Here is a 16,185-nt window from a genome sequence, read left to right as displayed (position 1 = left end):
CTTAGTTACTCAAGTTCGTGGAGATATCAAAAGTTCCGCTAACGGTGTGGGTATCTCCATTGGGGAGAAGAAGTTCTGCTTCGCGCGGCACCTCTCCGGTAACGCGCAGCACACTTTCTTCCAGAGACCATTCCAGAAACACCAGCCCGTGAGGTGTTGTTACGTGCCCAGAAGCCCGCGTGAGGGAGCCACCCGGCTGAGGCTTCAGAAGGATTGCTTCGTACCCAGGCCGCGCAGCATTGATACCAAGAACGGTCCGGTACACCCAATCGATAACCGCACCCAGGGCGTAATGATTGAAAGAAGTCATACCACCGGGATTTACCGTTCCGTCGGGAAGCATGGAATCCCAGCGCTCCCATACCGTTGTCGCACCCATGGTGATGGGATATCCCCACGAGGGGCACTTCGTTTGCTCGATCAAGCGATACGCAGCATCGAGGTGCCCGGTTTCCGTCAATGCATCACAAATTTCAGGGGTACCCGCGAACCCGGTTCCTATGAGGTAATCATTTTCCGCTACCAAATCGGCTAGGTACTGACCGGCTTGGTTCTTCTCTTCCTCTTCGAGAAGCCCGGTATTGATCGCGAGTGCGTATGCGGTTTGCGAATGGGAGGCCAGCCGGCCTTCCGTATCTGACTCCTGATCAAGGTAGCGATTGCGGAATGCCTTGCGGCACGCTGCAGCCCACTCCCGAATCTCTTTTTCGACATCCTTACCGAGTATCTCCGCGATGTCCGCGGCCCTCGTGAGGCACCGAACGACGTATGCATTCGCCACCAACTGCGGATCAGTCTGACCATCTTGGGGAGCATCAGCCGGAGCCGTGGGATCTAACCAGTCTCCTAGCTGGAAAGCTTCCAGCCACAAACCGTCCGCACCTGCTAGCTCATGGAGGTCTCGAGCCCAGCTCCACACGAGTTCCCAATGCCGCTCAAGATAAGAAATATCTCCTGTTGCTTGATACAGATTCCACGGGAGCAGAATTACGACGTCATCCCATACCGAAGCCGGATCTTCCACTTTCCAGAAGAAGGGGGCAGGCACCCACGGCACATACCAAGGAATCACTCCGAATTCGCGATACTCTGTTTCCACATCACAGAGCCAATCGGATAAAAAGTCCGCGCAATCCCCAAGGGTCAGGGCAGTAGGCCCGAATACCTGAATATCTCCGGTCCATCCCATCCGCTCGTCACGTTGCGGGCAGTCGGTAGGAAGTCCCACGAAGTTCGAGCGCATGGACCACTGCACGTTGGAGTGCAATTGGTTGAGAATTGGATTGGAGCACTCGAAACTTGAGGTCATATTGATAGGGGTGCGAATAACTTGGAGCCGGAGAGTCGTAAGATCCACCGAGCCTTCTGGGTCCGTTATTTCGATATAGCGGAACCCGTGCACCGTAAATCGTGGTTCGTAACGACGGCGCCCTCGTCCAGCACCGGTGAATTCATCGATGGAATGTGCTTCACGCAGGGTTCGTGTGTAAATTCGCCCTTCTTGCAGCACTTCTGCGTGGCGAATAGTTACTGTCACACCCTCGGGAATATCTGCCTCGAACGATACCCGCCCCGCAGCGTTCTGCCCGAAGTCCACCAAAATAACATCATCTAGTCGCGTGATTTTTTGTGGTTCCAGAGTCTCCATTGCGGTGATTTCTCGCCACGGAACGAAAACTGGTTCCTCACTCACTGAAAGGGCTGTGACGTTCTTCCACACCGTTCCTGGATCTGCCTGGGCGCTCGGCAAAACATCGCAACGTTCGTCGTAGTGTTCCCCTCCGTAGAGTTCTGCGCGTACCCGTGGAGAACGGATGCATTTCCACGATTCATCACTGGAAATAACCTCGTGCGAACCATCGGCATACTCGATATCCAGATGGAGGAAAGCTGCCACATCTTCTCCGTAGAGGTTAACGTTGCCGCCATCGAAGCCGAAACGGCCGCGCCACCACCCATCTGCCACATCAAGGTCAAGAACAACGGCACTACCCGCCTCCACGGACGCGAAAGAATGAGTAACGTCCAGGCAGGCAATGGGCATCCGGTGCCGGTAGCTCATCCATCCGGGAAGAAGTGTTTGCTCGTGAGCCAGCACACCGTTGACGTACATGTCCACAATCCCGTGAGCGGAGAGGTAAGCGGTTGCTTGACGCACCGGTCCCGCGGTAATAACGGTTCGGCGGAGACGCCATGATCCTTGTTCTGGCCCCGGATCTTCCGTGGGGCTAATCCACTGCCCTTTCAGTTGAGTGAGGTCCTGCATTAGGAATCCTTCCGTACCGCTCCCTCGGTCGGAGCAATGAAATCGGGAGCCTTACGAGTACGTCCGAGCCAGAACACACCGATGAGAACGGCAATAATCTGGAGCACAACGATGAAGATGTAGAGAACACGCGGTCCGGCATCCAGAATCACCGGAGTCCACAGCGCTACCACTGCGGCGACAATTCGAGTGAAGGCAGTGGTAATACCTTGCGCCGTCGAACGAAGGAGGGTGGGGAAGAGTTCCTGAGACCATACCTTCCACATCGGCTCACCGGCGATAGCACCGCCAATCGCATAAACAATGGCGAGCGTAATGAGGACCCAGGGCTGGAAGCCGAAGATAATAGGCAGCGACCATGCTGCGATAGCGAGCACACCGGCACCGGCAAAGAGCGGCATGCGGTACTTGGTGTCCACGAAACGCATAAGGAAGAACGTGGCTACCACGGACACACCCACACCGATGAGCCCCACCAGCGAAGCGGTACGAACCGTGGATCCGGCGACATTCACCCAGATGTAGGTCGAGAACTGGCCGTTAGTATTAGCGGCAACGTTCGCCAAGGCATAGAAGAGTCCGGTGCCGATGAGGGGAAGCAGGTAACGCCCGGTGAAAAGTTCACGCAGCTGCATCTTTTGGGGTTCAACACTTCCCTTGCCGGAATGCGCCTGGACCCAAGCCTGCGATTCGGGAAGAGTCGCGCGCAAAATCAGCACGATAACAGCGACGATAGCTAGGTGCGCATAGAGAATCTGGCCGCCCGTGCGCCCCATATTTCCGACCACAGCGCCAATGCCCATCGCGGCAAGCATGCCGCCCATCCAGAGCAGGTGGGAGAAAGTAATCATCTTCCCCTTATGGCTAGGCGGTGCCTCCTCTGAGATCATCGCCAAGGAAACCGGAAGATCAGCGCCTACCGCAAAACCGAGAGCTGGGATGAGGGCATAGAGAATTCCCGGGCCTCCCGCGAAAACCATCCCGGCTGCCGCGAGCGCGTAAAGAATCATGGTGACGGTGAAAACGTGGCGTCGCCCGAAACGGTCACCCATGCGCCCGCCGACGATTGCACCCGCGGCAATCCCGAGGGTCAGAAGTGCCGAGTAATGCCCAATGGCGTGAGAGCTCAAACCGAGGGCATCCTGGTAAAGCACAAGCGCCGTTCCCGTGGACACAATCGCCGCAGCGTCAAGATATGACGCCATGCCTGCAATAGTCGCCACCCACCACGGGTTGACTTTTTTGCGTTGCAGATTCATTTTTCCTCCTTCGCAGCCACTCTGCTGCGTCAGGCGTATTCCTTGCCATGACAACTTGGTTTTTACGTCTCTTACGCCGGTCATGCGCATCTGCACGCTCTACCTTGTGCGTATTGAAACGTTTCAAGTAGTATTGACTATAGGAGCTCGCGGCTCTGGTGTCAACATTGCGAAAGCATCTCGATAATGTAGAAAATACGGCAGGCACCACAGAGTACTGGCACAACGCTCCCGCACAACACTCTTACAACGACGTAGAAAGGCCAACACCATGACAGAGAAAACAGAGAACCTGCAAAACCCGCAGCAAACGCCAGAAACCCACAAAGTCCAGCACACCTCCACCCTCCTCACCGGCGGCAAAGACTTCTGGCACACCCACGAAAACGAGCTCGGGCATGCGATTATGGTCTCCGATGGCCCGCACGGCTTGCGGGTCCAACCTGGCGAGGGCGATCACCTCGGCTCGGGTGCCTCGCTCCCGGCCACCTGCTTCCCGCCCGCCGTGGCCCTCGGTTCCACGTGGAACCCGGAGGCGGCGCGCGCCGTGGGAACCGCGATTGCGGAGGAGGCGCGGGCGCAGGGTGTCGGCGTCGTTCTAGGACCCGGAATTAATATCAAACGTGACCCTCGTTGCGGCCGTAACTTCGAGTATTTCAGCGAGGATCCTTTCCTCACCGCGTCCATGGCAACGGCCTACGTGAGCGGCGTGCAGAGCCGCGGCGTGGGCACCTCGCTCAAGCATTTCGCCGCGAATAACCAGGAAACGGACCGGATGCGCCGTGATTCCCAGGTGGACGAACGCACCCTGCGGGAAATCTACCTGCGCGCTTTCGAAAAGGTGGTCAAGGACGCCGCCCCGTGGACGATTATGTGTTCCTACAATTCCCTCAACGGCACGCTCGTTTCCGAAAACCGCTGGCTGCTCACCACGGTGCTGCGCGAGGAATGGGGTTATGAGGGCGTGGTTGTGTCCGATTGGGGTGCGGTGCGCGACCGCCGCGCCGCGCTGCGGGCCGGGCTCGACCTGGAAATGCCCGCGCATCGCATCCACGAAAAGGAAACTCTTGCCGCGCTGCGGGCCGGCGAGCTGGAGCCGAACGCGGTGGAAACCGCGGCCGCGCGCGTGAGTGCGTTGATAGAAAAGGCACCGCGCGAGCGCGGGGAAGATTTCGATGCCGCGGCCCACCACGATCTGGCCCGCAAAGTTGCGGAACAATCTGTGGTTCTGCTTAAGAACGACGGCGCACTTCCCCTCCGCGCCGATGCCAGCATCGCGGTATTCGGGGAATTCGCCCAGCATCCGCGCTACCAGGGCGCTGGATCGAGCCTGGTGAACCCCACCCGGGTCGCCACGGCCTGGGATGCCATCCAGGCGCTCGCCCCGCAGGCCACCTACGCCCCGCTCGACGAATCGAGCCTCGAGCAGGCGCGCGGTGCTGACGTATGCCTCGCCTTCATCGGCCTGGGCGAAGCCGAAGAATCAGAAGGCTACGACCGCAGCACGATCAGTATCCCGGCCGCGCAGCTGGAGTTCCTTGATCGGTTAGTGGAGGTGAATCCGAATGTCGTCGTCGTGCTAACGAACGGGGCGGCCGTGACGATTCCCTTCGCGGATAAAGTTCCCGCCATTCTGGAAACCTGGGTGCTGGGCCAGGTCGGCGGCGAAGCTATCGCCAATATTATTTTCGGGAAGGCGAACCCCTCCGGGAAGCTCACCGAAACAATTCCGCTGCGCCTGGAGGACTGCCCTTCCTACCCGCATTTCCCCGGCGACCGCTCCGGGGTGCGCTACGGCGAAGGGCTTTTTGTGGGGTATCGCGGTTTCGATGCGCGGGCGCTGGACGTGGCTTTCCCCTTCGGGCACGGCCTGAGCTACACCACTTTCGAGTACAGCGATCTGGAAGTCGAAGCTGCCGGCAATGATATTCGGGTGAGCTTCACGGTGCGCAATACCGGGCCGGTGGCGGGGCGGGAAGTCGCCCAGGTGTATGCGTCGGTGCCCGATTCTCGCGTGGTGCGGGTGCCGCGCGAACTCAAGGGTTTTGCTGGCGTGGAGCTCGCGCCCGGGGAGGCCCGCGCGGTTTCCATCACGGTGAGTGCCGCCGATCTGGCCTATTGGTCCGTGGAGCACGGCGCGTTCCTGGTGGAAAAGGGCACGTACCGGATTTCGGTAGGGGCCTCCAGCCGCGATCTGCCGCTGGTTGCCGAGGTAGAACTGGCCGGCAACGAACCGCCGGTCCACCTCACGCTGCTCTCCACCGTCAACGAAACCCTGGCGGTTCCCGGCGGGCGTGCCATTATCGAGGACTTCGTGCGCGGTTCCTTTGATAGTGGCGACCTTGGTGTGGATATGCTCGCCCTCATGGGCGACGCCCCGCTCAGCGCCATCGCGGGATTCCGCGGCGCTGACCCGGCTGAACTCGAGGCCCGCCTCGCGGAGTTGAACGACGACGGTGACAACTGCGGTAACGGCGGCAGTAACGACGGCGCCGCCGCGCCCGCGGGGAGCTAAACGCCGGCGCTCACTATTCCTCCCGGACGCTGGACCGGGGTGGCGTGGAGATCTCCCGTTGATCCCGCTCGCTCTGAACACCCCGCGCGCCCTGGCTCAGCGTCCCGCTGAGGAGAAGCACCGTAATACCGGCGAAGGGCACCACGCACAGGCCGGTCCGCAGCCCAAAGGTATCGGCCACCATCCCCACAATCGGCGGAGACACCAGGAACCCGATGCGCATAAGCCAGGAAATCGCGGTCAGGCCCGTGCCCGGCTTGAGGCCGGGAAGCTCGTCGGCTTGCTGGATCGCGGCCGGCACCAGCGTGGCCGACCCAAACCCGGCCACCGCGAAACCGGCAATCGTGCCCAGCACGCTCGGGAACAGCAGCGCCAGCCCCATCCCCGCGGTAATGAGCGCCGCACCGCCCTGAGCAACGGTGCGCCGCCCAAAGCGATCCACCAGCCCATCGCCCAGCAGCCGCCCCACAAACTGCGAGCCGACCAGCCCCACATAACCCGCGGCAGCCAGCCCGCCCACGGCGCCGAGCTGCCCCACGTACAACGTCGCCCAACTCGACCCGGCGTCCTCGATGAGCCCGCCCATCGTGGCAATAAGCACCAGCGCACCCAGCATCGCCACGGTCCGAAGCGTGAGAGGCCCCGAAGTCCCGGACGGCTCGCTTGACTCGATGGGCTCGGTTTCTTGCGTATCCGCATTAAGGGCCGACGACGCCGCAACCTCCCCCACATCGCCTACCCCGCCACCAACGTGACCTGCGGGAGTACCGCTTGGCCCGGGGTCTGCGGCGTCGTTCCCAGGTAAACAGAAGCGCCGGGCCACCAGCGCAACCGCGGCCCACAGTATCCCGGACAGCACCATATGCGTGGGCACCGATAATCCGATCCCGATCGCGGCGGCGGACATGAGGCCGCCGCTCATCGCGCCCACGGACCAGGTGGCGTGGAAGGTGTTAATAATTGAGCGCCCGTAGTGGCGCTGGACCCGCAGGCCGTGCGCGTTTTGGCCAACGTCCGTGGCGGCATCGCAGGCGCCGCCGAGGAACATGCCGGCCGCGAAGAAGATTCCCGTGGGGCCCACACCCGCCATAATGAGGCCGAGGGCGGTGAGCAGCGTGCCGGCCACCGCCACCGGCGCGGAGCCGAATTTGCGGATGAGCGGCGCGGCAAATACACCTGCGATGATGCCGCCGGCCGGGAAGGCCGCGAGCGCGAGGCCGTACACGGCGTTGTCGAGCTCGTGGATCCGCTTGATTTCGGGGAAGCGCGGCACGATATTGGCGAAAATGGCGCCGTTGGTGAAGAAGAGCGCGCTCACCGCCAGGCGGGCATGGTGCAATTGGGTGGCGCTGTAGTGGCGTGAACTCGGCGGGCGCCGGCGGCGGGAAACGTGCTGCGTTGTCACAACTATCCTTTGCGTGCGGATCTTTTGCATGCGGTGTTAACGCTTCCACCCTACCGAGAAAAGCGGGGCCGCGGGCTCGCTGCCGCGTGCATACTGCAACGTGCATGCTGCCAGCAGCATCGCCCGGGTGTGCAGCAGAAAAACCCGCGGGCAGCGCTCACGGAGAACGCCACCCGCGGATTTACTACCCGGCCGCTACCCGGCTGCTGCCCGGCCGCCACCCGGGAAAGCCAGCCTAGATCTTCTCACCTCCGGTCGTTTCCTGGGCCGGCAGCGCCAGCGAAATCGCGAAGGCGATCACCGCGCACACCAAACCAACAATCGCAGCCTGCGAGTACCCGGCGGTAATATCGCCGGCCACCGCATTGCGGGCCACGAAGGAGGCCATTACCCCGGTACCCACGCCCGCGCCCAGGTTGAAGGCCGCGGAGGTTAGGCCCGGGAGCACCCCCGGCCGGGTGGGCGAAGCGTAGAGCACGCCCATGGCGTTGAGGGTGGTATTGGACATCGCGGTGTAGGTGGCGCCCATGAGGAAGGCCAGGGTGAAGAGCACCCAGCGATTCTCGAAACCGAAAACCACCACCCCGGTGATGAGCACGATGCTGCCCAGCAGGCCGGCGCGCAGGATCGCGCGGTAGCCCAGCCGCGGAGCGTACTTGCCCACGAAGGGTGCCAGCAGCCAGCCCAGCAGTGAGAACGGCGTGAGGTAGAGCAGCGCGGATTCCGTGCCGCCCATACCCAGGCCGTTCTGCGCATCCTGGGATACCGCCGGGATAAGGTACATGAGCACCGAGAAAGCGGAAGCCAGGGTGAAGAAGGCCGTGCCGGTCACGCCCCAGGTTTGGCGTTTGACCAGCTCGTTGAGCGGAACCAGCGGATCCGATACCCCGCGCTCCACCAGCACGAAGGCCACCGCCAGCACCACCGCCGCGATAATCGCAGCAATGGTCCAGGTGTTCCCCCAGCCCAGCGAACCGAAACCGAAGGTGAGCGCCATATTCGCCGACCACAACGAACCGGTCAGGGTCATCGCCCCGCCCCAGTCCATGCGGCTGGCCGCCGGAACTCGCGTTTCTGGCACCCAGGCCACCACGCAAATGAGAGCCAGGACTTCCAGAGCCAGGATCGTCCAGAAAATTCCCTTGTAGCCGGCGTGATCCACGATCACCCCGCCCAGCAGGGTGTCGATCCCGGCCACCCCGGAATTGATCGCGGCAACCAACCCGATATAGAAACCGTATTTCTTCGGGTGGAGGATGGCGCGCAGCGTGAGGTTACCCAGCGCGAAGGTGGCCCCGCAAAAACCTTGGAGGAAGCGCCCCACCATGAGCATGGCCACGCTGCTGGTCACCAGCACCAGCACCGTTCCCACCACCATAAAGCTCACGGAAATCAGCAGGGTCACGCGCCGCCCGATTTTATCGGCGAGCGGCGGGAAGAAAATCGCGAGCGCCGCGGCTACCGCGAGGAACACCGTGGAGCTCCACCCAATCACCCCGGCATTGGTATTGAGGGCGCTGGCCATATCTCCGATGGCCGGCGCCAGCATCGTGGCGTTGAGCTGGAAACTCGCGATCACCAGCATGAGTGCGGTGAGCACCAGCTTCGGGTTAATCGCGCGGTTGCCGGCTGCACGCACCGTGGTCCCCTCAATATATTCGGAGGGGAGTTCCCTTGGGGGTTGTTCCCTCGAGAGTTCAGCCATGGAATTCTCCTTCACAGATGATGAACCGATATCCGGCAGAACTACGCGAGGCCCGCGAAAGGCTGATTCGGGGTGGTTTCCAGCGCGAGCAAAGCATCCAACCGCGCGAAGAACGCCTTTTTATCGGCTTCTTCCACCACGTACGCATTCGCGGGGAGCGGGAATTTCTCCCAGGCCATGGCCGAGTACCCGCGGGTGAGCTCCGAACCGGTTTCAATATCCACCCGGTAGTGGTTTTCGCTGAGGATAAGTTCCGGATGCAGGAGGGTGGCCACCGTCATGGAATCGGGATGCGTGGAGCCATCCACCCCCACCGATTCGTTGAAGTCCAGGGTGGTATCGCAGACCTTCTTGAAGAACTTCGCGAGGGTCGTATTCTTATCGGCCAGCGCATTGTATTCCGCGCGGGTGATCGTGGCATCACGCAGGGTGATGGGATCCCAGGTCACCACGTGAATATCTTCGAAGCCGGCCGTGAATACAATCTGGGCGGCTTCCGGATCCACGTAGAAATTAAATTCGGCCGCGGAAATCGTATTTCCACGGCCGTTATTGGATCCACCCATAATGTAGAGGCTCTTGACGTTCTTCACGAAGTTGCGGTCTTTGACCACCGCGGTCGCGATATTCGTGAGTGGCCCGATTGCCACCACGCTCACCTCACCCGGTTGGGCAGCTGTGATACGCAGAAGAGCGTCAACGGCGTGCTCGTCCTCCACGTGCGTCGTCGTAAAATCAATACTCAAACCGCCGGTGCCGTCACCGTGGACGTCCTCCGCGGACACCCATTCGCGCAACATCGGCTGCGAGCAACCCACGTGAATGGGGACCGCGCCGAGCTTACCGGCAGCGTTGAGCGTCATCTGCGCATTTTTGATCTGCCGCTCAAAACCAACATTTCCGGCCACCATGGTGATGGCCCGCAAATCAGCCCGCTCATCGAGAAGGCCGAATAGAATCGCCACGCAATCGTCCTGCGCGGTATCAGTATCGAGGATAAAAGGTACCTTCGTCATGAGTGCTCCTAGTAACTTTCGTGGCCGTTTTCCCCGGTCACAATGGCAACCGAGTTCGAGGATCCCACCAGGGCCGCTCCGGCCCGGATCAACGATAGTGCGTGGTCAAAGGTGGAGATGCCGCCCGACCCCTTGATGAGAACGCCCGCGGGCGCCAGGCTTTTCAGGAACTTAATCGATTCAACGCTCGCCTTTTCCACCGAACCGGAGGACGCATTTTTGAGGTATTTCGCGCCGGCTTCCACGGAGAGTTCCACCGCGGCGCGACGTTCGGCCTCGGTGAGGAGCGGCAGTTCGAGCATCACTTTAACGGGCACGCCCGCGGCGACGACGCCCGCAATATCCTCGCGGAACTTGTCATATTCGCCGTCCTTGAGCCACCCGATCTGCACCCCGATATCAATTTGGGTGGCGCCGGCCTTCACCAGCGCTTCGGCTTCCGCGGCCTTCCCGGCCGAGGTCATCACCCCGGTGGTTGGGAAATCAAGCGCGGAGGCCACCTCGATCCCGGTACCCTCCAGCACCTTCGCGGTAATGGGCACCTGGGATCCGGCGACCATCGCCGCGTTGAATCCATATTCGATGGCCTGCTCCGCGTGCCGGATCGATTCGGCCCGCGTGGTTCCGATCTTAATGAGTGTGTGTTGAATATACGGGGCTAAATCGCGCGGATTCGTAATAGCTTCCGGCGCGATACGCGTGGGTTTTTCCATTATTTATCCTTCCGTTCGGATTGTTATGAGTTACGTGGAAGTACGACGGCGCAGCGCTCGGCACCGAAGCGGGTGTGAAGATCGTCAATGCTGGGTATACCCGGCAGCACTCCTTCCGCTTCTACGGTAAGAGCGCCAGCGCAATTCGCGAAGCGGGCCGCCTCCGCGGGCGTTGCCCCGCAGGTGAGGGCCGCCGCGAGCGCCGCGTTCGTGGCATCGCCCGCCCCGGTGGTATCTACAACAGCGCGGGGCGTCTCAGCTGGGATTTTCTGCGGCTGGCCCCCGCTTTCGCACACATAACAGCCCTCCGCTCCGTGGGTGAGCACCACGGTGCATTCCAGGGCTTGGGCGATGCGGGCGGCTTTTTCTTGGGGCGGGAGGGCCGCGAGCGCGGCGGCGTCGTCGTTCCCTAACATCTGCAAGAGCGCGAGCGCTTCCGTTTCGTTCGGCGTGATGACGTCGACCTGGCGCAACACATGTTCGGGCAGGCGCGGCACCGGGGCCGGGTTGAGGATGACGCGCGCCCCGGCCGCGCGCCCGAAGGTTATCGCGCGCGCTACGCTGGGCGCGGGGATCTCGCAGGAAATAAGGACGGTATCCGCGCTTTCAAAAATGGCGGCGTGCGCGCCGATATCTGCCGGGCTGAGCTGGTCTAAAACCCCGTTGGCGAGGATAATGCGATTTTCTCCGGTGGCATCCGTGATAATCGCACCGACCATGGTGACGCCTTCTTTGGTGACGACGGCGGAGGCGTCCACGCCCTCGGCCGCCCACATCTCGCGCGCGGCGTGGGCGTACCAATCCGAGCCGACGGCGGTGAGTAAGCTGACCGGGATTCCCAGCCGAGCCACCCCGACTGCCTGGTTGGATGCTTTGCCGCCGTGTTCCTGGCTGAAGCGCGCCCCGGAGACGGTTTCTCCGTCCGCGGGCGGGCGCTCGGTGAAAAATGACAGGCCGACGCCGTAGCCGCCGACAACAAGTATTCGCATTGCTCCCCCTTGAACTCGTGCGTTAAGGCGAGGGTAGCAGTGTGAACAAGTGTATACAAGTAGGTACAGCTAGTGGACAGGTTTAGGGGCGGTGCGCGGGCGGCCGGCCGTGGGTTCGGGGGTGACCACGCGACAACGGGACGCCGCCGCAACGGGACACCCTCCGCAACGGGCACCCTGGAAAGCGCGCCAGTCTTTACGAGGGCAGCGGGGTGCGGTGCACGATGGAGTGAATCCGCAGGCGGTCCGGGCGGATCCAGATGCGCGAGGTTTCTACCGGACGGTCGGAGGCGTCGTAGGTGACCTGCTTCATGTCGATGAGCGGGAAGCCGTGCGGAACTGCGAGGATGCGCGCGAGGTTGCGGTCAGCCCCGACGGCGGAGATGGTGCGGCTGCCGTGGGAGAGGGCGATGCCGAGGCCGTTTTCCAGGGTGCCGAAAAGGGAATTCGCCTCGTAATCCTGCTTGACGAGGACGGCGCGTTCCGCGCAGAGCGGGGGGAGGATCACCCAATTATCGAGGAGGGTGATGGAGCCTTCGGCGTCGCCGCGCATGCGGCGCAGGTGGAAAATATTGCCGTCTACTCCTAACGCGGCGGCGATCGGAGGCGGGGCGGGGATGACTTCTTGGGCGAGCACCCGGGTGGTGTAGTCGATGCCGCGCTGCTCGAGTTCTTCGGCGAGGGTGGTGAGGGAGGAGGTGAGCGGGGAGCGCACAATATCGTGGGCGATGAAGGTGCCACGCCCGCGCACCCGCACCAGCAGACCTTCGTCGATGAGCTGGTCCACGGCTTTGCGCAGGGTTCCTCGGGCCACATTGAGCTGTTCGGCGAGGGTGATTTCCATGGGGAGCTGGTCGCCGCGCCGCCACGCGCCGGTGCTTACTTGTTCACGCATCCAGGTGGCGAGCTGCCGAAAAATCGGAGTGGGGGCATTGCGGTCAAGGCCCGGGGACTCGGTGTGCATGGTTCCTCACCATCGCTTCCTGGACGTCTATGTTCGGATACATGTTCGGATCCGGGCTGCTTTGCCCGGCATCTCTAGGGTACCGCGCGGCCTGGGAGGGCGCTGGAAAGCGCCTGATGGTGGGCTGGCGGGGGCGGGAGGCGCGGGTGGCACGCGCGCGAGGTGCGGGGCGTACGTTCCCCGCCACCGCCTTTCAAGCACCGAGGTTTCCGAAGGCCACCACGTGCACGCCATCGGGGCGGGTGTAACTGAGGCCCGATCCGGTCACCACCACGAGCAGCGGATCCGGGCTTTTCACATAGCGCTGCGCGAACCGCTGTAAATTCGCGGCTGCTCCATCAATAATGCTAGGGACCGAGCCGAGTTTTACTTCTACCAGCGCCATTCGCCCACCACTATCCAGGATGGCATCCACTTCCAGCCCGTCAGCGCTGCGACCGTGATAAATATCGGTACGAGCCAGGTAGCGCAGATCGTGCACAACCTGGGATTCGAAAAGCTGCCCGAAAAACTCCAGGTCGTCCAGGAGCTCGCGCTCGCTCGCGTGCAATGCGGCAGCGGCAAGCGCCGGATCGGCCAGGTGATGCTTAGGCGCTTCTCGGAGCGGCGCTGCGGAGCGAAGATGCGCACGCCAGGCTGGCTGCGGCGTCGTAATAAAAATTCGCTGCAAAGAATCGAGGTAATCACGCACCGAATCGCGCGCCAGGCCGGTATCGCGCGCCAGGGCGCTGACGGACATTTCCGTTGCGGTTCCGCGCGCGAGGGAGGTGAGGAGGGCCGCGACGCGCTGCGGGTCGCGATATGTATTGTCCGGAATTCTAATGTCGACGGCGCAGACGGTCTCCAGATAATCACGATTATTAGCACGGGCTTGTTCCGTGTTGAGCTCGAGGTTGCCCGGCCAGCCCCCGTGCGCGATGCGCTGGGCGATATCCGGGACGGTGAGCGAAGAGGAGGCCGGAGTTATCGCAGCTCCGGGCGGTAATTGCGCGAGCTCACGCAGAGAGACGGCACTGTCGCTATGCCCGGTTTCCGCGAAGGTCATAGTCCCCATCACGAGGCGCGCGAACCGCCCTGCGCCGCTGTGGCGGGCGGCGCCCTCGCCGGGAGCGGTGGATACTGACGCCCCGAAAACTTGCACTGCGGAAACCGGAGCCACGGAACCGGTGAAAATAAACTGGCCCGGGCGGTGGCGCCGGTCAATCTCATGCCGGGCCAAATCCCATAGCACCGGGAAAACCTGCCATTCGTCCACGAGCCGCGGGGTATCGCCCTCGAGGACAAGCTGCGGGAGCACCGCTAATTGCTGTTCGAGCTGCGGATCGATATCCGCCTGGATCGCGCTCTTGGCATACCGGCGGGCTGTCTCCGTTTTCCCGCATCCTTTGGGCCCGGTCACGAGCACACCGCCGGCGCGCGCCAGGGCCTCCTCCAGCTCGCCATCGGCCAGCCTGGGCCGGTAGGAAATGCTTTCCTGAGCCATATCGCCTGCTTTCATTTTCCCTGATATATCGCGCTTTTGGGGCGGAGTCGTCAGTTTATAGACCGTATAGTCGCCAGTTTATCGGAAATCGAGTCGTCAGTTTATGGGCGGTGCAGTCGTCAGTTTGTAGCACGCGGGCGATCCCATTGAAGATATCCTTGGATACAGCTGCCTTAGCACTTGGCTTCACAACGTTGTAGGAGAGGTAAGTCATGGACACATCCACGGTGGACATCCACTTCGAACCTTGGGAACTTGAGTCGATTCAGGCGCACGCCAATACGCTGGGCCAAAGCCTTTCGGATTTTGTTCGTGAGTCAGCCCTGGAGCGCGTCGAAGAATTTATTGATACGGAACTCTATCGGCAGGCACGGGAGCAAGACGATGGAATTCGCTATTCCATGGGCGAGGTCATGCGTATAGTCGCAGAGGATTGATATTCTTTACGAATCTGCCAGGTCTTGAACTGCCAGATCAGTGACATCGTAGAAGTTATACCCACTACCGAAGTGAAAGAAGAAGGCGCATGAGCCAGCTCGGATCTTTTATCTGGGGCACTGCCGATATATTGCGCGGCCCGTACAAGGCCAGCCAGTACGGCAATGTTATTTTGCCGATGACGATCCTGCGCAGACTCGACTGCGTGCTAACAGGCCATCAAGCCACCCTTGAACCACTGGTGGCACGATTTAAAAGTAATCCTGAGTTGTTGGCTGCCCAGGTACAGCGCGCCACGGGACTGCCGTTCTATAACACCACCCCTTGGACGCTACACACTCTGCTCGGAGACCCGAAGGGGCTTGAGGCGAACCTGAAACAGTACGTCAATGGTTTTTCTGACAACATGGATGTTTTCGAGCGATTCAAACTTGCCGACAAGATCAGCGCCATGGCGGAAAAGAACATCCTCTACCTCGTGGTCGAACGTTTCGCCAACATCGATTTACATCCCGATACCGTCAGCAATGCCGAGATGGGCGACCTCTACGAATACCTGATCCGCACCTTCAACGAATCATCCAACGAAGCACCCGGCGAACACTTCACTCCAAGGGATGCCATCCGGCTTCTTGTCGATCTCGTCTTCGCGGGCGACGACGAGGCACTCTCCGTACCCGGAACGATCCGCTCGATCTATGATCCCACGGTAGGCACAGGCGGGATGCTATCCATCGCAGAAGAACACCTGATCGGCAGTTCCGATAAACCGGGCCTCAATCCACAAGCCCAGTTACGTCTCTACGGCCAAGAAGTCAACGACCAGTCCTATGCCGTGTGTAAGTCCGACCTGCTCATCAAGGGATACGATCCCAGCAATATCCAACTCGGTGACACCCTCGCCGATGATAAATTCGCTGGTCAAACCTTTGACTACTGCATGTCGAACCCGCCCTATGGCGATGACTGGAAAGCCAGCCAAACTGCCGTCATGAACGAGCTCAAAGAACTTGGTAGTGCCTCACGTTTCTACGCTGGCGGGGCCAAGCCGAAACAGAATGTTCCTGCCGTCAGTGATGGACAAATGCTCTTCCTGCAACACGTAGTTAGCAAACTACGCCCCAAAGTTAAAGGCGGTGGCCGAGGTGGCATCGTCATGAACGGCTCACCATTGTTTAACGGGGCAGCAGAATCTGGGCCGTCAAACATCCGCAAATGGCTTCTCGAGCACGACCTGGTTGATGCAATCGTCGCACTACCAACCGACATGTTTTACAACACTGGTATCGCCACCTATATATGGATAGTGGACAACAACAAGCCAGAAGAACGCCAGGGTAAAGCCCAACTCATCGGAGTGTGTCAAGTTGTTTGTGTGTGAGCATTGTTTATAAATACTTATTAAACCGGTCAGGGTAGGCCACGGACATCT

12 protein-coding genes and 1 pseudogene are annotated in these 16,185 nt (G+C 61.0%); 4 read left to right on the top strand and 9 right to left on the bottom strand.

Annotation, left to right across the window (positions count from 1 at the left end; translation table 11 throughout):
* Position 1: 1 nt before the first annotated feature.
* Together ACRQDJ_RS08390 and ACRQDJ_RS08385 are read right to left on the bottom strand one after the other, a co-directional pair.
* Positions 2 to 2,266, bottom strand: coding sequence for an alpha-L-rhamnosidase (locus tag ACRQDJ_RS08390; RefSeq protein ID WP_284903919.1), 2,265 nt, complete (start codon positions 2,264 to 2,266; stop codon positions 2 to 4).
* The gene (locus ACRQDJ_RS08385) at positions 2,266 to 3,525 is read right to left on the bottom strand and encodes an MFS transporter (protein WP_284883194.1); all 1,260 of its coding nucleotides are present in this window, start codon (positions 3,523 to 3,525) and stop codon (positions 2,266 to 2,268) included. Before ACRQDJ_RS08385 ends, ACRQDJ_RS08390 begins: the two co-directional genes overlap by 1 nt.
* 271 nt (positions 3,526 to 3,796) lie before the next feature.
* On the opposite strand from ACRQDJ_RS08385, the gene ACRQDJ_RS08380 reads away from it, so the two are divergent.
* Positions 3,797 to 6,040: a glycoside hydrolase family 3 C-terminal domain-containing protein gene (locus tag ACRQDJ_RS08380; RefSeq protein ID WP_284883193.1), complete on the top strand. Its 2,244-nt coding sequence runs from the start codon at positions 3,797 to 3,799 to the stop codon at positions 6,038 to 6,040.
* Between the two features lie 13 nt (positions 6,041 to 6,053).
* Here the strand turns inward: ACRQDJ_RS08380 and ACRQDJ_RS08375 are convergent, their stop codons facing one another.
* The 7 genes from ACRQDJ_RS08375 to ACRQDJ_RS08345 form a co-directional block, all read right to left on the bottom strand.
* Positions 6,054 to 7,445, bottom strand: coding sequence for an MFS transporter (locus tag ACRQDJ_RS08375; RefSeq protein ID WP_284883192.1), 1,392 nt, complete (start codon positions 7,443 to 7,445; stop codon positions 6,054 to 6,056).
* Between the two features lie 235 nt (positions 7,446 to 7,680).
* Positions 7,681 to 9,150: an MFS transporter gene (locus ACRQDJ_RS08370; protein WP_284883191.1), complete on the bottom strand. Its 1,470-nt coding sequence runs from the start codon at positions 9,148 to 9,150 to the stop codon at positions 7,681 to 7,683.
* A gap of 41 nt (positions 9,151 to 9,191) precedes the next feature.
* On the bottom strand, positions 9,192 to 10,166 hold the full coding sequence (locus tag ACRQDJ_RS08365) for a nucleoside hydrolase (RefSeq protein ID WP_284883190.1): 975 nt from the start codon (positions 10,164 to 10,166) through the stop codon (positions 9,192 to 9,194).
* Between the two features lie 8 nt (positions 10,167 to 10,174).
* A complete protein-coding gene (gene deoC, locus ACRQDJ_RS08360; protein ID WP_284883189.1) occupies positions 10,175 to 10,879 on the bottom strand; it encodes a deoxyribose-phosphate aldolase in 705 nt (234 codons plus the stop codon).
* Between the two features lie 23 nt (positions 10,880 to 10,902).
* Entirely contained in the window at positions 10,903 to 11,868 is a 966-nt protein-coding gene (locus tag ACRQDJ_RS08355) for a ribokinase (RefSeq protein ID WP_284883188.1), read from the bottom strand.
* A gap of 196 nt (positions 11,869 to 12,064) precedes the next feature.
* A complete protein-coding gene (locus ACRQDJ_RS08350) occupies positions 12,065 to 12,832 on the bottom strand; it encodes a GntR family transcriptional regulator (RefSeq protein ID WP_284883187.1) in 768 nt (255 codons plus the stop codon).
* A 193-nt stretch (positions 12,833 to 13,025) separates the two neighbouring features.
* Positions 13,026 to 14,315 (bottom strand): ATP-binding protein, encoded by a 1,290-nt coding sequence (locus ACRQDJ_RS08345; RefSeq protein WP_284897280.1) that lies wholly within the window; start codon positions 14,313 to 14,315, stop codon positions 13,026 to 13,028.
* Between the two features lie 212 nt (positions 14,316 to 14,527).
* Here ACRQDJ_RS08345 and ACRQDJ_RS08340 point away from each other — a divergent pair, with 212 nt between their 5' ends.
* From ACRQDJ_RS08340 to ACRQDJ_RS08330, 3 genes and pseudogenes are all read left to right on the top strand, one after another.
* The gene (locus ACRQDJ_RS08340; RefSeq protein WP_284897283.1) at positions 14,528 to 14,752 is read left to right on the top strand and encodes a DUF6290 family protein; all 225 of its coding nucleotides are present in this window, start codon (positions 14,528 to 14,530) and stop codon (positions 14,750 to 14,752) included.
* Positions 14,753 to 14,761: 9 nt separating this feature from the next.
* A pseudogene (locus tag ACRQDJ_RS08335) lies at positions 14,762 to 14,845 on the top strand (helix-turn-helix domain-containing protein); the annotation flags it as partial.
* Complete coding sequence (locus tag ACRQDJ_RS08330; RefSeq protein WP_435717988.1) at positions 14,842 to 16,134, top strand: type I restriction-modification system subunit M; 1,293 nt, start codon at positions 14,842 to 14,844, stop codon at positions 16,132 to 16,134. The pseudogene ACRQDJ_RS08335 and the gene ACRQDJ_RS08330, both read left to right, overlap by 4 nt.
* Positions 16,135 to 16,185: the final 51 nt, after the last annotated feature.

It is taken from the genome of Actinotignum urematis, assembly GCF_051264595.1.
Taxonomy (GTDB): domain Bacteria; phylum Actinomycetota; class Actinomycetes; order Actinomycetales; family Actinomycetaceae; genus Actinotignum; species Actinotignum timonense_A.
The sequence above is the reverse complement of the archived record's forward strand: the minus strand, read 5'-3'. Positions and strand labels throughout refer to the sequence as shown.

Excerpts from the sequence above, each read along its gene's own strand:
- ACRQDJ_RS08365 (WP_284883190.1), bottom strand. The coding sequence starts at position 10,166 with ATGACGAAGGTACCTTTTATCCTCGATACTGATACCGCGCAGGACGAT.
- ACRQDJ_RS08355 (WP_284883188.1), bottom strand. The coding sequence starts at position 11,868 with ATGCGAATACTTGTTGTCGGCGGCTACGGCGTCGGCCTGTCATTTTTC.
- ACRQDJ_RS08330 (WP_435717988.1), top strand. The coding sequence starts at position 14,842 with ATGAGCCAGCTCGGATCTTTTATCTGGGGCACTGCCGATATATTGCGC.
- ACRQDJ_RS08380 (WP_284883193.1), top strand. The coding sequence starts at position 3,797 with ATGACAGAGAAAACAGAGAACCTGCAAAACCCGCAGCAAACGCCAGAA.
- ACRQDJ_RS08350 (WP_284883187.1), bottom strand. The coding sequence starts at position 12,832 with ATGCACACCGAGTCCCCGGGCCTTGACCGCAATGCCCCCACTCCGATT.
- deoC (WP_284883189.1), bottom strand. The coding sequence starts at position 10,879 with ATGGAAAAACCCACGCGTATCGCGCCGGAAGCTATTACGAATCCGCGC.
- ACRQDJ_RS08340 (WP_284897283.1), top strand. The coding sequence starts at position 14,528 with ATGGACACATCCACGGTGGACATCCACTTCGAACCTTGGGAACTTGAG.
- ACRQDJ_RS08385 (WP_284883194.1), bottom strand. The coding sequence starts at position 3,525 with ATGAATCTGCAACGCAAAAAAGTCAACCCGTGGTGGGTGGCGACTATT.
- ACRQDJ_RS08390 (WP_284903919.1), bottom strand. The coding sequence starts at position 2,266 with ATGCAGGACCTCACTCAACTGAAAGGGCAGTGGATTAGCCCCACGGAA.
- ACRQDJ_RS08345 (WP_284897280.1), bottom strand. The coding sequence starts at position 14,315 with ATGGCTCAGGAAAGCATTTCCTACCGGCCCAGGCTGGCCGATGGCGAG.
- ACRQDJ_RS08370 (WP_284883191.1), bottom strand. The coding sequence starts at position 9,150 with ATGGCTGAACTCTCGAGGGAACAACCCCCAAGGGAACTCCCCTCCGAA.